Origin of the sequence: Pedobacter sp., assembly GCF_035317785.1 — a bacterium.
Lineage (GTDB): Bacteria > Bacteroidota > Bacteroidia > Sphingobacteriales > Sphingobacteriaceae > Pedobacter.
Genome location: NZ_DATHGC010000195.1, coordinates 1 through 17,005, shown reverse-complemented (window position 1 = coordinate 17,005; position 17,005 = coordinate 1). Strand labels below are relative to the sequence as shown.

At 43.5% G+C, this 17,005-nt stretch carries 8 protein-coding genes; 4 read left to right on the top strand and 4 right to left on the bottom strand.

Annotated elements, in window-relative coordinates; genetic code table 11:
* The 3 genes from VK541_RS11945 to VK541_RS11935 form a co-directional block, all read left to right on the top strand.
* The coding region (locus tag VK541_RS11945) for an efflux RND transporter permease subunit (protein WP_324370327.1) at positions 1 to 2,742 on the top strand (2,742 nt) is incomplete at its 5' end.
* Positions 2,726 to 4,051 (top strand): TolC family protein, encoded by a 1,326-nt coding sequence (locus VK541_RS11940; protein ID WP_324370325.1) that lies wholly within the window; start codon positions 2,726 to 2,728, stop codon positions 4,049 to 4,051. The genes VK541_RS11945 and VK541_RS11940, both read left to right, overlap by 17 nt.
* Positions 4,052 to 4,068: 17 nt before the next feature.
* On the top strand, positions 4,069 to 4,923 hold the full coding sequence (locus VK541_RS11935; protein ID WP_324370323.1) for an N-acetylglucosamine kinase: 855 nt from the start codon (positions 4,069 to 4,071) through the stop codon (positions 4,921 to 4,923).
* Position 4,924: 1 nt separating this feature from the next.
* Here VK541_RS11935 and VK541_RS11930 read toward each other — a convergent pair whose 3' ends face one another.
* Entirely contained in the window at positions 4,925 to 5,107 is a 183-nt protein-coding gene (locus tag VK541_RS11930) for a PID-CTERM protein-sorting domain-containing protein (RefSeq protein WP_324370321.1), read from the bottom strand.
* Between the two features lie 115 nt (positions 5,108 to 5,222).
* On the opposite strand from VK541_RS11930, the gene VK541_RS11925 reads away from it, so the two are divergent.
* Positions 5,223 to 8,444 carry a LamG-like jellyroll fold domain-containing protein gene (locus VK541_RS11925; protein ID WP_324370319.1) on the top strand — a complete coding sequence of 1,074 codons (3,222 nt, stop codon included), beginning with the start codon at positions 5,223 to 5,225 and terminating at the stop codon, positions 8,442 to 8,444.
* A gap of 534 nt (positions 8,445 to 8,978) precedes the next feature.
* Here VK541_RS11925 and VK541_RS11920 read toward each other — a convergent pair.
* The 3 genes from VK541_RS11920 to VK541_RS11910 form a co-directional block, all read right to left on the bottom strand.
* On the bottom strand, positions 8,979 to 10,979 hold the full coding sequence (locus VK541_RS11920) for an OmpA family protein (RefSeq protein WP_324370317.1): 2,001 nt from the start codon (positions 10,977 to 10,979) through the stop codon (positions 8,979 to 8,981).
* 32 nt (positions 10,980 to 11,011) lie between these two features.
* Positions 11,012 to 12,007, bottom strand: a complete 996-nt coding sequence (locus VK541_RS11915; protein WP_324370315.1) for a PorP/SprF family type IX secretion system membrane protein — start codon at positions 12,005 to 12,007, stop codon at positions 11,012 to 11,014.
* A 57-nt stretch (positions 12,008 to 12,064) separates the two neighbouring features.
* Positions 12,065 to 17,005: gliding motility-associated C-terminal domain-containing protein (locus tag VK541_RS11910; protein ID WP_324370314.1), on the bottom strand; the 4,941-nt coding region annotated here is incomplete at its 5' end.

The following is a 17,005-nucleotide window of genomic DNA, read 5'->3' as shown; positions in this document are numbered from 1 at the left end:
AACCCGGTGGTGAGTAAGGCTGATGCCAATTCTGACGCCGTGATCACGATGACCGTGCAGAGCGATAAACGCAACGTAATGGAGCTGAGCGATTATGCTGAAAACGTAATTGCAGACCGCCTGCAGACCATAACAGGTGTGAGCAGTGTACAGATCCAGGGGCAGCGTAAGTTTGCAATGCGCATCAGGATAGCGCCGGATAAGCTCGCCGCTTATGGAATGACCACACAAGATATTGTTGCCGCACTGGACAGGGAAAATGTCGAACTTCCTTCCGGTAAAATTACCGGTGCCAATACCGAGCTGATCGTAAAAACACTTGGCAAACTAACCAATGCGGAACAGTTCAACAATCTGATCCTGAAAAGTGATTCAGGCAATGTGGTGCGTCTGAAAGACATAGGATATGCAGACCTTGGTTCTGAAAATGAAGAAACTGTACTGAGGGAGTCAGGCAAGCCCATGGTTGCAGTAGGACTGGTGCCGCAGCCAGGGGCCAATTACCTCGACATTTCCAAAGAGTTTGACAAGCGGTTTGAGCAGTTGCAAAAGGATATTCCTAATGACATCAAACTAAATATCTCTTTGGACACTACTAAGTTCATCCAAAAGTCGGTGACGGAAGTAGCAGAGACCATTATATTATCGCTGATTCTGGTGATCCTGATCATATACCTGTTCTTCAGAGACTGGGCCATTGCCATCAGGCCATTGATCGACATCCCGGTTTCTCTGATCTTTACTTTTTTTATTATGTACATTTTTGGGTTTTCCATTAATGTATTGTCACTGCTGGCCATAGTGCTGGCTACGGGACTGGTGGTGGATGACGGGATTGTAGTGACTGAAAACATCTTTAAAAAAGTAGAGGAAGGATACTCCCCTTTTGAGGCCGCCATAAAGGGCTCTAATGAGATCTTTTTTGCGGTGATCTCGATCTCTATAACCCTGGCAGCAGTATTTTTGCCGGTAATCTTCCTGCAGGGATTCGTAGGCCGGCTCTTCAGGGAATTTGGTATTGTGATTGGTGCGGCGGTGCTAATCTCCGCATTTGTGTCACTGACCCTTACACCAATGCTGAATGCTTACCTGATGAAAAAAACAGGGCATAAGAAATCTAAATTCTATGATCTGACAGAGCCTTATTTCGTAAAGCTAAATGACGGTTACGCAGAAAAACTTGACAGGTTTCTAAACCACAGATGGCTGGCTATACCGATCATTGCTGTTTGTGTCGGTCTGATCATGTTGTTTTGGAATATATTGCCTAAGGAAACGGCACCTTATGATGACCGCAGCGCCATAAACATGAACCTGAGCACCCCTGAAGGTTCTTCGTTTACCTATACAGACCGGTTTATGATGGAACTGCAGCAGATGATCGCCGATTCTGTTCCCGAAAAAAAGGTCAACATTACCATCACTTCGCCTGGATTTGGCGGTTCGGGCTCTACAAACAGTGGATTTGTGAGAATGGGATTGACTGATCCTGAGGACCGGGAACGCTCACAAGCCGACATTGCTAATAAACTGACTGCCATAACCAGAAAATATACACAGGGAAAGGTAGTGGTAACCCAGCAGCCAACCATATCGGTGGGCAGACGAGGCGGCTTGCCTATCAATTATATTATCCAGGCACAGAACTTTGAAAAGCTCAGGGAAAAGGTGCCTGTGTTTATGGAGGCTGTTTCTAATGATCCAACCTTTACCACATCGGATGTAAACCTCAAATTTAACAAGCCGGAGATTGATTTGACCATAGACAGGGATAAGGCGAAAACCCTTGGGGTTTCGGCTGCTGACATTGGCTCAGCATTGCAGCTGGGTCTTAGCGGCCAGCGTTTTTCTTATTTCTTTATGAACGGCAAGCAATACCAGGTGATCGGACAGTTTGAGATAAATGACAGAAAAAGCCCGCTCGATCTGAGTTCTGTATATGTACGGAACGATAAGAACCAGCTGATACAGCTTGACAATGTGGTATCTGCCAGAGAAGAAAGCAGCCCGCCTCAGCTGTACCGCAACAACCGTTTCATCGCAGCTACTATTTCTGCCGGTCTTGCACCAGGGAAAAGTATAGGTGACGGTCTGGAAGCCATGGACAAGATCTCTGCTAAAGTTCTGGATGAATCTTTTTCTACCGATCTGGGCGGAGAATCAAGGGATTTTAAGGAAAGTTCTTCGAATACCCTATTTGCGTTTGGACTGGCCTTGCTGCTGGTCTACCTGATTCTGTCGGCGCAATTTGAAAGTTTCATTGACCCGATCATCATTATTCTGACTGTGCCAATGGCTGTTGCCGGCGCTTTCCTTTCCCTTTGGTTGTTTGGACAGAGCTGGAACATTTTCAGCCAGATCGGAACGATCATGCTAATCGGTCTGGTGACTAAAAATGGGATTTTGATCGTTGAGTTTGCAAATCAGCTCAAGGAAAAGGGGGCCAGTATCCATGATGCGATCAGGGAAGCCTCGGTATCCAGATTAAGACCTATTTTGATGACCAGTCTGGCCATCGCTATCGGCGCCCTGCCTATTGCTATGGCATTGGGTGCAGCCGCAAAAAGCAGAATGGGCATGGGTATAGTAATTGTAGGCGGAACGACATTCTCTTTGATACTGACTTTATTTGTAATTCCCGCGATCTATTCTTATTGGTCTAAAGAGCACAAGGTAAATGCAGATCTGGATGAATCTTTAAAATCAATCACCGATAGTGAAAAAAATGAAAGCGATAAATAAGGATTGGATAAAACAGCTGCTTTTCATAGCGCTGATGAGCATGGCTCAGGTTGGTCTGGGACAGGAAAAATTATCGTTGCGTGATGCTGTGGCTACTGCGCTAAAAAACAACTACGATATTAAACTGGTGAACAACGAAGTTCAGATCGCCAAAAATAATGTCAATCCCGGGAATGCCGGTTTGTTGCCGCGCCTGGACGGAAGTTTTAGTGAGGGCGGCAGTCGCCAAAATACCACAAGGACACAGAGCAATGGTGCCGAGCAGACACTAACAGGCGTGAGAAACACCAATATGAGCTATGGGGCAGCATTGGGCTGGACGATCTTTGACGGGATGCAGATGTTTACCAATTATGAAAGATTAAAAGAACTGCAGAAACAGGGTGAGGTCAGTGCCAGAGCCACCATCCTGACCACCATTAGCGGTGTCATCAATGCTTACTATACGGTATTGAAAGAACAGCAGCTCGTGACAGCCAGGGACAGTGCCCTCGACATCTCACAACTCAGGCTGAGGATTGCCAACAATAAGCTTTCTATTGGCCGGGGCTCCAAACTGGATGTAATCACCGCTCAGGTCGATTACAATACAGATACTTCATCGTACCTGCAGGAAATAAATCTCCTGAAAAACGCGAAAACAAACCTGAATCTGGTAATGGCAAGGGACCTTAATACTGACTTTCAGGTTGATGAGCTCATTGACATCAGCAGCGGACTTGATTATGCCACGCTGGCGGGACAAATGGAGCAAATGAATCCGGATCTCCAGAATGCTTTCATCAACAAAAAAATAGCAGAATTGAATCTAAAGCAAATAAAAGGTCAGCGTTACCCGGTAATTGGCGTAAATGGAGGGTATGAATATCAGAAAAGCAGCAGTCCTACCGGCTTCAATACTCAGCAGCGGGCCAATGGCTTTACTTATGGGATCACTGCGAGCCTGAATATCTTTAATGGATTTTTACAGCGCCAGAACGAGCGTAATGCTAAGATCGGGATCAATTCGTCTGAGCTTACTCTTGAAAAGACAAAACAGGACATTAGTGCACAGCTAATTTCCGCTTACCAGAATTACAAGACCAGCCTCGAACTGCTTGAAGTAGAGGGCAATAATGTAGAGATCGCAAAACAAAGCCTGGATATAACGCTTGCGAAATACAGATTGGGAAGCATAGCTCCTTTAGAGTTCAGAGAGGCTCAAAGAAATGCGATTGATGCCATTTCAAGACACCTTGAAGCACAGTATCAGGCAAAACTTACAGAAATTAGTTTAAAGGAGCTCAGCGGGACTTTAAATTTCCAATAATTTGCTATTTTTAGCTCATGATTCTAGTAGCAGACAGTGGTTCTTCAAAAACCGATTGGATGGGGTACAGTCCTACCGAAACAATTAGCTTTAGCACACAAGGAATTAATCCTTATTTTTTAAATGCACATGATATCTTCAAGCTTTTTTCCAAAAAGAAGGAGATAGCTGCTTATGCAGAGAAAGTCAGGGAAATTTACTTTTTTGGGGCGGGCTGTTCTTCGCCGGATAAGATAGAGGTGATATCTAACGGGATTTCGTCCTTTTTTACCAATGCTTATGTTTCTGTAGAGCATGACCTTATTGGTTCTGCATATGCAACATGCGGAAATACAAAAGGACTGACCTGTATATTAGGCACAGGGTCAAATATTTCTTATTTTGATGGCACAGAGGTTCACAATGGCTCACACGGGCTAGGTTATGCGCTGGGCGATGAGGGCTCCGGAACTTATTTCGGACGCAAACTCATTACTGCCTACCTTTATGGCCAGATGCCTGCGGATCTGGGGATTGAATTCGCTGCAGATTACGATATCGACAAAGAATCCGTGATTACGAATGTTTACCAGAAACCGGCACCAAACATTTATCTGGCTTCGATCAGCAAGTTTATGGCGGCTCATAAAGAGCACCCTTTTATTCTGGCTATACTTCGGGAAGGCTTCCAGGAGTTTGTAGACTCCAACATTAAAGACTATCCTAATTACAAAAGCCTGGATGCCCATTTTGTGGGTTCTATTGCATTCTATTATCAGGATGTCCTGAAAGAGGTCTGCCTGAATAACCAGGTAAGAGTCGGCAAAATACTGCAAAAACCTATTGAAGGGATTTACAATTATATCCTGAAGAAAGAGGGCATCCTGGTGTAGCTCACCGGCGAATTGTATCTTTTATTTTTTTGACACCATAGGCGGCTCCTGCTAATAGCAGTAAGCCAACACCGCCATCTACAGGCACATCGGGGTCACCCCCAGGCATCCCGGGATCGCCCTGCCGCGCATAGGCACTCATAGTCATTAAAGAAAAGCAAATTATTAAGGTATATTTTTTCATATCTGCCAATGATATATAAACAGCCATAAATAACAAAAATACTCGTGCAATTAACCGGATAATCACCGGATAGTTGCACAGACAATGATCATATTTGCCAAAATTGATTGTTGTTATGAAGGCAATGTTGTTTACAATTGTGGCGCTATGGTTATGTTTTGTTCACGATGCCTGCGCCCAGGAATGGTTGAATGGCTATAGTTACAGAAAAAAAATAACGGTTAACAAATCAAAGGTCCAGGCAATAGAAATAAGTACCGGCACTTCCGTTCTGAAGCAGGATCTGCCAAACTTCCCTGTACTGATTGAAATTCAGGATGATGACCTGATCCATGTCCCGGGGGTCTGCGGGAATAAAATGAGAAATGCAGAAGGAAGAGATATTTCCTTTGCATTGAGCGGTACTCCTTCCGTTCCGCTAAGCTTTCAGCTGGAGAATTATGATCCTGCAAGAGGAAAATTGACTTGCTGGGTCAGGATCAGCTCACTTTCCGCAAACGGAACTTCAACCGCTGCTACTTCTTTTTATTTATACTACGGATCGGCCCTGCTACACGATCCTTTTGGACCTGGTGGCATAAGTGTATGGTCGGGAGATTTTAGTCGCGTGTGGCATCTTAAATGCGATGTGCCGCCAGCTACAAGTAAAGATGCACAATCACCTGGCATTACCGCTCAGAATGCAACCGGCAGCGCCGGTGTAGACGGAACTAATTTTATCAATTCGAAGATCGGGACTGGCATCAGGCTGGAAGGATCTGCAGGCTCCTTTTATTCCGGTGCGGATACCAGCAGCAACATCACTGTTTCTGCATGGATCAATTTAAAGGCTACCGGTACCGAACAGGTGATCATAGCTAATGACAGTGTGAACGGACGATTTAGAAATGGGTATGTATTCAAAGTTAACGCAGGTGGAAAACTCGTTATGGAACTCTACAGGAGCATGACCGCTTATGCCGTCACTTCTTCGGCGATATTGGATCCCAACAAATGGTACCATGCAATCGCTTTAATATCAGGAACCCAGATTTCCCTTATTTTAAACGGCTCAAAGGTGGGCGGCAGAACCGACGTAACGCTCGGAAACGGCGGTTCAATATGTATAGGCAGCAGCAAACAAAATAATGGATATTACTCGGGCTCGATTGACGAACTCCGGATTCAAAAAACAGCGAAGCCCATGGAATGGCTGAAAACACAATATGTCAACCAGGATAGCCCTTCGCTTTTCTTCACGGTATTTGAAGAAGAATACAATCCGTCTGAATTCTCAAAGTTTATTGGTCCTTCTGGCGGATCATGGATGCTGCCGGCAAACTGGAGCAACGGATCTATACCTGCACCGGGTTCAAATGTCGTAGTTCCTTCAGGAAAATCAGTTCGCATTTCCGGGAGCAGCCCGGTAGCGGTCAATACCCTGATTGTCAAAGCAGGTGCTCAACTTCAGTTAAGTAATGATCTTGAAATAAATTGCACTGTGCAGACAGACATCGGTGCTGCTATAAAACTAGACGATCAAATCGTATTAAAGTGCTCGGGAAACATCATCAACAATGGAAACATATCAATAAATCATGCCACCGGGACATTGGTTTTTTCAGGGCGTAATGGTACACAGCTTTTTTCCGGAAATGGAACAGCGAGTATACACAGGCTGGAAAATGAGCAGGCACTAATAAACAGCGAGCTGATTCTGAATGCACAGATCAGGGTATCAGGTGATGTCAGCTTAAAAAGAGGAGTACTCAATTGCAACGGCAACCTCACTTTGCTGGCGGATGATAAATCCGGGTCAGCGTCTATATTGCCGGTACCGTTGAATGATGCCCGGATCATCGGCTATGTAAATGTACAACAGTACATCTCCGGCAATTATCCAGCTCCTGCAACGGCAAGAAACTGGAGGCTGCTCACCTCTCCTGTATATAGTGATACGACTTCTGGTTCAAAATACTACAATATCTCTGCTTTTAGGAACGCCATGTTCATCACCGGACCCGGTGGAATTTCAAATGGTTTTGATGCGTCACCATTAAACAGCGGAACAATATATCTGCACGATCAGTCCTTGTCCGGGAATTTATCACAAAAGTACACGCCCATAAATGACATTAATGTAAAAATAGCCTTAGGAAAAGGAATTTATGTTTTTTCCAGGGGACCGAGGACAGCACCCGGAGCCTATCTTAATCAAATTCAGCAGTCCCCCTTTTCCAATCCTGAAGGATACTACCTGACACATACTGGTAAGGTATATTCGGGAGACCTAAGCTTCCGGTTAGATAATAAAAATTCCGGGGCAGAGGGAGACGGCTTCAATTTGCTTGGAAACCCGTATCCGGCGAGTTTACTCTGGGGTAATATAATAAAAGTAAATCTGAGCCCCTATGTTTGGCAATATGATCCATTAAACAGGGACTATGTTGTTAGTGAAGCTCCTGACACAAGAATTCCCCTGGGGACTGGATTCTTTGTAAAGGTAATTTCCGGACAATCATCAGGTTCAATTACGTTTTCAGAAAGTGCAAAAGCTATTGCTACCGAAACTGCCGCCAGCAATCCTGCTGCTTTTAGTCAGTTCAAGCCAGGTTCAAAATTATCTTATGTAAATGTGCATTCTCAGATCAGCAGTCGGGGCCAATTAAATATGACCGCTCTGGTAAGCAGAAAAGCCTTTAGTCAACAGTACCGGTTAAATTTTGATGCAAATGGAAATGATGATCTGGATGATGATGACGCCATAAAATTAGGGGAAGGATATGTCAATATTGCAAGTGTGATCGGGAACAGCAGATTAGCTATTGAACAAAGATCCGCTTCTAAAGACATCCAAAAAATCGATCTTTATGTTACCGGCTGGGAAAGCGGGACTTACACGATTGACTTCAAAGCCTCGGCAGCACTGAGAAAAGCTAAAGCAATTACAGTGACAGACAATTACCTGAAACAGGAAATAACATTACAGGATTCCATTGCCAGTTATGCATTTAAAATTGACACCAAAATACAGGCTACTCAAGGTAACCGGTTTGTAATTACCCTGAAATCCTATAACCAAAATGAGCGTTCTGCCAATAACAGAGATGACATTATCATATATCCTAACCCTGTCTCAAACAGGCTTTATTTCAAATCTGTCAATAAAAATATAAAGAATGCGCGAGTCACATTTACGGACCTGACAGGCAAAGCAGTTGCTGCACACAAAATAGACTGGACGCTAACTGAACCCTCGATAGATTGCTCAAATATATCCAGGGGGCTTTATTTAATGAAAATGTATGAACAGGAAAGCCATAAAATCATAAAAACCTTTAAAGTTGTCAAAGAATAATTCTGTTGACAAGCAAAAAATCCGCCTAAAACTATGGTTTAATTAGCAGCACTTCCAAATCATTTATGATTGAGTATCCAATGTCGTAACATGAAAAATATAAATTTTGCATTTGGGTAGGACGAATATTAGTATAATATTTAAAATCAAACCCTTTAGAGATCAGGAAAATCTTACTCACTTTCTTCTTGCGCTTGCTGTATAACAAGCTAAGTATTGCCCTGTTATTTCTAAGTATCTTGTCAACATTGTCAAATGAATCCTTAGCTTCACTTGTTTTACGGGTATAGTTATAGTGGCTACGGCATTGATCGCTGCAGAATCTTTTATCTGGCCTGCCTTTGATCTTCATATTACAGCAGGCACAAAGTCTATCATGAATCATAAAAACAAATTTTCAGAAATCTATATATTCTGCCTCAAAGAAGCCAAATTATCCAATCACATATTTAAAACCTGGTTGGGACAATAATCTAAAAGCCCTCAGAATTTACATCCTGAGGGCTTTTAAGAAGAGTATCGATTTAGAGCAAATTATTTTTTTGTAACCTTGAATTCTGTTCTCCTGTTTAATGCCCTTCCCGCCGGGTTATCCTTCCCGTTTGCCAAAGTATTTGGTGCAACTGGTTTTGTTTCACCATAACCGCGACTGGTCATCCTGGAAATTGAGACTCCTTTTGAAATCAGGTAGTCAACACAAGCTTTTGCCCGTCTGTTAGAGAGGTCAAGATTGTAAACATCTGATCCCTTGCTATCAGTATGAGCGCTCAACTCTATTTCTATGCTTGGATTGTCAACCATAATTGTATAAAGATAGTCCAGTTTCCCTTTAGAATCCTCAGTTAACGTAGCTTTATCAAATTCGTAAAGCACGTCTTTCAATACAATAGGTTTGTCTATCTCGTAAGGGATCAGGCAAATATCAGGACTGAACAAAGTGTCTCTTTTCGCAATTTCCTCGTGTGAGAAATTAAGCACTTTAGTGAAATACTTGTCCTTTTCTGCTGTGATCTTTAACTTACGGTTAGAGTTGATCTTAAAGCTATAAGCCCCAGACTCATCAGTAGTAACTGTAAGTGTTTGCAGTGAATCTACCAGTGAAACTTTAGCATTAGCTAATGGCTTTAAAGTATTGCAATCCAGTATTATTCCTTTCACATTTAAGTATTCGCGCTTAATGCTGAATACTTCCAGGCAGCATAAAGATTCCCGGTCTGAGCTGATGTATCCTTCTGAATCTGTATCGTCTGTTGGAGTGAAGTACATATCATCTTTAGAAGAATTGAATGGATAGCCCACGTTCCTTGGCTCTGACCAGGAAGTAAAGTCACCTTCACTTTCATAAAAATCATATCCTCCCATTCCTACTCTTCCATTACTGCTGAACAGCAGTTTTTTACTTTGACTGTTGTAGTATGGTGCCTGCTCGTCTTCTGGTGTATTGACAGAAGAGCCTAAGTTGACTGACTGTCCTAATGAACCATCAGAGCGCAGCGGGCAATACCATAAGTCATATTTTCCAGATCCGCCCGGCTTATTTGAGGAGAATATCAAATAATGCCCGTCTTTAGTCACAAATGGCTGTATAGAGTTAAAGCCATTCACATTAATCTGTCCGCCGAGTTCCAGCGGCTGTGACCACCCGTTTGCTGTGCCCGCTGTAGCGTTCAGCTGGTATATTTTTTTATCGCCTTTTCCAGTCCAGCTGGTTATGTACATGACTTTTCCGTTCGGATGGAATGCCGGAGCAGCAGATTCCTTATTCTTAGCGTCTGCGATCGCCTTTTTAATGGTTACATTTTCGCTAAGCGGATTCCCCAAAACTTCATAAACTGCATTCAGAAAAGGTGTTTCATTTTTACTCACCTTTGCATTGTCCTTATCTGTCAGTATTTCTCTTTTCCCTGTAGCGGTCCCTGGCCTTGAAGATGTAAAATAAAGGCTCTTTCCTTTTAAAACAGGAGTATAATTTGATCCTTTTTGATTTACACTGCTTTTAAGCTTGCTCAATTTAAATAATCTAGGGTAACGCAGTTCATATAGTGCGAACTGACAGGAAGCTATTTCGGATTTGGCCCGTGTAACATATCCGTCATTCGTTTTATACTTACCTAAAAAAGTGTTAAAAGATTCTATCGCCTCAGTATATTTTTGGTTTGCACGCAACGTTTCACCATACCAAAAAGAACTTAAAATATATTTCGGATTTTTAAAGCCTTTCGCTATAGCATACCATTTTTCTGCGTCAGTAAAATTCTTATAGAGCCGTAACGATTCAGCGAGTTGAAATACGCTGTATTCATAGTCATCATTTTTCGGGCTCTCTTGCTTTATTTTATTCTCAAAACCATAGGGTACAACAAAACCTGCGCTATCTGCAGAAATTTGCAATGATCTCTTATAATATTCTGCGGCAGCATAATATTCTTTATTTTGAAAGTAAACGTCGGCTGCTCTTTTACTATTTGTTACAAACTGTGCATTGGCAACAGTAGTAAATAGGCACAGGATCAGTATTGTTTTAAGCAGTTTCATCTGTAAATGATTTGTTAAAGTATCGCGTTAGTTTATAATCTTGGGCAAAAGAAGTTAGGGCCTAATATGCCTTTCCTGCTGGTAAATGAGACAGAAAGTTCCAATCCGCCCTGGCTTCGTGTGGCACGGTTTAAATTCGAAGTATTGAAGTCATAACTCACTCCAAAGACCATGCTCTTTAAACGCAAACCAAAAAAAGCGATGGCTGCATCATCAACCCTGTAATTTGATCCGAAAAGCAAATCAGACTCCTGATTCAGCATAAACTGTGCATAAGCTCCAGCCGCGATTTCCCGGGCATTACCCTGCTTCATGTAAAGTGCATTTGGTGTGATGTCCAAAACTTCTGAGACCCGTACTCTTGCTCCCCCATGAACTGCATATCTTATCGGCATACGAACACTGTTACCCAAAAATTTATCTACCGGTCTGGTTAAATGTCCCGCCATGGCACCGCCAAAGACGTTAACGGCCTGACCCGGATTTCCATCAAAGTACATAATACCTGCATTTACATCAGGAACTAGTGTATTTGATGAAGCAAAGGATTCGTTTATTCCAAAATTCGGATCGTATCCGGTTACCGGGTTAAACTGAGCTCCCAATTGTATTTTGGAAGGGTCAAAACTTTTGTTTAAAATACCGGCCTGTAAACCGAAATTGATCATATTCAGCCCTGCTTTGCCAAAGTGTATGCGATATGCTCCCGAAACAAGGGCGCTTAGGTGATTGTAGCTTACATCCCCTGCGTTTTGGTTCAATACCATCGCACCAAATGCAAGATTCTTCACAGGTGCCATATCAAATGAAGCTCCTCCCGTAAGAAATGAGTTAGATATAGAACCCCATTGCTGTTTTGCATTGAGGGACACCCTGTATTCTCCATCTGTAACACCAGTCAGAGCAGGGTTTAACCAAAGGGGGTGCGCATAATATTGAGAGAAGTGAGGATCAATTTGTGCTACCACCCTTACAGCTCCCAAACATAGAAACGCTCCTACTGCTATTATTTTTACTAGTTTCTTCATAACAAATTTGTTTTTCGAGTTTTTAGGTAAATGATTAAAATTAACTGGAGACATCTTCTATCTTAATAATGTTATGGTACCTTTTTTTGTTGTTTTTGTTCCATCATTAAAGTCTGCATCCAGGTAGTAAACATATACCCCGTTTGGTTGCATATCACCTTTGTAAGTTCCATCCCAACCATTTTGAATATTCAATGATTCATAAAGGAATTGGCCCCATTGATTATATACCCTAAACTTAATTTTGGCAATTGTATTTCCGTATACATACAGAACATCGTTTTTACCATCGTTATTTGGAGTGAATGTATTAGGGACAAAAATGGTGTTGCCTAATGGGTTATCAGATTTAGCGCTGAATGTCGTAGCATCGCTTAGCTGGCAATCTAACTGGCCCCTAGCTCTAACTCTAATGGTTACTGTTTGATCAGGCTGCAGGCCTCCATACAAGTATGTTGTTCCCGCCGGACCCGCAGTAGGTGCGATCCAGGTTAAACCATTATCAATTGAAACTTCATAAGCAGTCGCTCCCGGTACAACATTCCACTGGAATGTGATACTAGTTCCCGTAACTGACTGAACTGAAACCACAGGGGCATCAAGTTTTGCCAGAACAGTTACAACAACCGCTGTACGCGCTGCACTTGGACATCCTGTAGTTTTATTGACCGCCTCAACATAGTAAGTAGTAGTTGCAGTCAGTACCGGAGTGGTAAATGTATTGCCATCTGCCAATGAGGTACCGCCAGTCTGATCCGTGTACCACTTATAAGTAAGCTGCGCATCAGGATTGTCTACAGAAAGTACTGTAGTACCAGAGGCGCATTGTGGTCCGCCCGCTCCCGAAATTGATACCGGCGCGGCTGGCAATGGTGCAGCATTAACATTAACCGCAGTACGCGATGCACTGGTACATGTACCTGCTGAAGCTCCTACATAAAATATAGTATTCGCGGTGATCACAGGCGTGGTAAAGTTTTGACCCGATCCCAATGCGGTTCCTCCGGTTGATGTAGAGAACCAGCTGTAAATAACGCCAGCCTGAGGATTTGAAACGCTCAATACCGTAGTACTTCCTATACATGCGTTAACCGTAGCCGACAACACCGCAGGTGTAAGCGGTTTTGGTGAAACAGTCACTGTGGCTTTTGTTCTTCCTGTTGCATTTCCACAGCCGGAAAGACTTACGGCCATCACATAGAAGTCTGTTGTCGTATTTAGAGCCAAAGTAGTATACTGAGGGCCGGTATGCAGTAATGTTCCTCCGGTTGCCGCATCATACCATCTGTAGGTAATACCTGCCTGAGCATTTTGAACAGAAAGTATTGTACTCTCACCGCTGCAAATACTTGCTCCGGCGCCGGATACTATTGGGGTCTCAGGCAACGGGTTAACCGTCAACGTCACTGCTTTGGCAGTAGCTGAAGTATTCTCACATTTATTTGATCCCCGAACTGTCACATAGTAAGTTGTTGTTGCTGCCAATACAGGTGTTTCAAATACGGCACCTGTGAATACTGCACTTGTTAGCGCAGCATCAGAATACCAGGTAAACACAGGACTTAAAACTGTAGTGGTAGTCGCAGTCAGGGTAGCTTTATTTCCCGCACAGAAAGGTGCACCTGCGCCTGCTACAGCTATATCAGAAGGCAGTGCAGGAGGATTAACTGTCAGTGTGATGATTTTCGCGTTTGCGGCATTGTTCTCACACTTGTTAGATCCCGTAACAGTAACATAGTAAGTTCTTGTAGCGGTTAGAACAGGAGTATCAAATACAGGACCTGTAAATACCGCGTTGGTTAAAGCAGCATCAGTATACCAGGTAAATACCGCGCTGGTAACCGTGGTGCTGCTTGCTGTTAGTTTTGCTGACACACCTGCGCAGAACGGTGAGCCTGCACCTGTTACGGTTATATCTGTAGCGACGGCCGGCGGATTAACAGTTAACACTACAGCTCTTCCGGTGCCGGTTAAGTTTTCGCATTTGTTAGCACCTTTTACTGTTACATAGTAAGTTCTTGTCGCTGTTAGTACTGGTGTATTAAATATGGCTCCTGTAAATACTGCATTCGTCAAAGCAGCGTCTGTATACCAGGTAAACACCGGATTGGTTACAGTTGTGCTGGATGCCGTAAGCCTTGCTGAAGTTCCAGCACAGAACGGCAAGTCTGCACCTGCGACATTTACATCTATTGCCACGGCAGGTGGATTAACAGTTAATACTACAGGTTTTGCAGTTGCAGCTGTATTTTCGCATTTGTTGGTGCCTTTTACAGTTACATAGTAAGTTGTTGTTGCTGTTAATACCGGCGTGTTAAATACCGCTCCTGTAAATACCGCATTAGTCAAAGCAGCATCGGTATACCAGGTAAATACCGGATTTGTAACCGTAGTGCTTGTAGCTGTAAGCGCTGCTTTTGCACCGGCGCAGAACGGTGAGCCTGCACCTGCAACAGTCACATCTGCAGCTAGTGCAGGTGGATTTACATTCAGGGTTACAACTTCGGCACCGGAAGCAAGGTTTTCACATCTATTAGAACCTTTTACGGTTACATAGTAAATTGTTTTGGCGGTTAATACAGGTGTTGTGAATACCGCACCTGTGAATACTGCGTTAGTTAAGGCTGCGTCTGTATACCACGTGAAGACTGGATTAGTTACAGTCGTTGTCGATGCTGTAAGTTTAGCCGTTGTTCCAGAGCAGAAAGTAACGCCCGCTCCTGCTACGTCAAGATCAGCAGCTGTTGAAGGAGGATTCACTGTTAATGCAACCACCTTAGCATCGGCAGCAGTATTTGCACATTTATTTGCACCCCTAACAGTTACGTAATATGTTCTTGAGGCTGTCAGTACCGGAGTGGTAAACACCGGGCCGGTAAATACAGCATTAGTAAGTGCTGCATCAGTATACCAGGTAAATACCGGGCTGGTCACAATTGTACTGCTTGCAGTCAGAGTTGCGGTTACTCCGGCACAGAATGGCGCTGTTGCTCCTGCAATATTAACATCAGCCGCAAGTGCTGTTGGATTTACAGTTAAAGTTATTTTAGTTCTTGCAGCTGTACTTGTACAAGAGTTGCCATTTACAGCTTCAACATAGAAATTGTGAACGCCGACAGTCAGACTCGCAGGAGTCGCATATGTATTTGTATTCGTTGCCAGAAGATTACCTCCGGTCTGGGCATCGTACCAATTAAACGTTACTCCTGCCACAGCATTAACGCTTAGGTTCACAGAAGTATTAGGGCAGGTTGTTGCAGGATTTCCTACAGCAGCGACCGGTGGCAGAGGCGCAGCCAAAATGGTTACAGTAATTTTTGTTTTTGCACTCTCGCATCCATTACGTGTAGCAGACACGAAATAATCATAAGTGCCGGCAGGCAGCAATGGCTCAGTAGTCAGTGTCGCACCATCATTACCAGATAGATAAGTGGTTCCTCTGTACCATTTGTAGGTAATACCAGCAACAGGATTACTCACGGCCAGCGTTGCAGATGTACCAAAACAAGCAGTAACTGCCGCACTAGAAACTTTTGGAGCAGCAATAATGCGTCTTGCGAAGTTAAAATCAAGCGTAGTAAGAACAGCAGCCAAGCCAGATCTCAATCTAAGCTCCACTCCGTCGAATTGTTTTTGAGGAACAAAGGTGATAATAGCACCACTATTGTCACTTAACAGCTCGAGATTTATTATAGGATTGCTTACAACAAGCATATCGTTGTTGCTCACAGCTCCTTTAAATGTTGTGATTTCTATTGAAGGTAAAACAGCCAGAGAAAGCAATTTACCAGGAGAGCTGATGCGTATTTGAACAGCATCACCAATAGTAGATAAACCGTTGAAAGCAACTTGCTGATAAACTGAGGCACCCAGAGCACCAACAGGCATTACAAATGATGATGCGCTTTCTGTATTGTTATCGACTGCCAGACCAGGATTAAATACAGCTGCAAGTAATGCAACTCCATCAACACCTGCTCTTACTGAAACAGTTGCAGGCTCACAAGGGACATCAGTCGGACTGCCATTAGGTATTACAGTCACTACTACCGAAGCGCGGCCTGAGGCAGGACATCCTCCCGGTACAGTGGCATCTACATAATAGGTTATGGTTATAGGGGCAGTACCATTGTTAACAAGTGCAGGAGTTACAACTCTTGAACCGATAAAAAGAACTACCGGACTGGTTGCCGTAGCATACCAGCGGAATACAGCGCCTGAAGTACTTGAAGTAGCAGTTAAAACGGCTGGAGAGCCTGATCTTACTGTAACTGCAGCAGGGGTAATTACCGGAATATCTAAATTTCCAACATTAATAGTTGCGGTAGCTTTAGCAGCAGAAGCAATTCCACAGCTGTTCACAGCTTCTACTGAATAGGTAGTTGTACCCGCAACACCGGCAACTGTAAATGTTACACCATCTTTGCCGGCCTGATACACACCTGTACTGTTGTACCATTTATAAGTAACACCCATTAGTGGGTTTTTCACCTCAAGAACAACTGTGTTGCCTGTGCAGGTATTTATAGCAGCAGAGACTAAAGCAGGAGTTTGCGGTGTTGGAGTAACCGTCACATTAACCGGTGTCCTGTAGCTTGTGCATCCGGAAGCAGTATTGGCTTCCACAAAATATCTTGTGCTGGTGGTCAATGCCGGAGTGGTAAACGTCACCCCGTCTTTACCAGCCTGGTAAACACCGGCAGCATTGTACCATTTATAAGTAATTCCAGGTTTAGGATTCTTAACTGTTAAGACAGCAGTTTGAGTCGCGCAAGCAGCAACATTTGACGACACTACTTCAGGAGCAACAGCGACCCGTTGTGCATAGTTCAAGTCAACAGTGGTCAACGCTCCTGCCACCCCTGAATTTAACCGTACCTCCACTTTATCAAATTGCTGAGTCGGCACAAAAGAAATCAATGCTGCGCTATTCCCGCTAAGGAGCTCCAAACGAATCAACGGATCGTTAAGGCTTACACCATCGTTATTACTTGTATT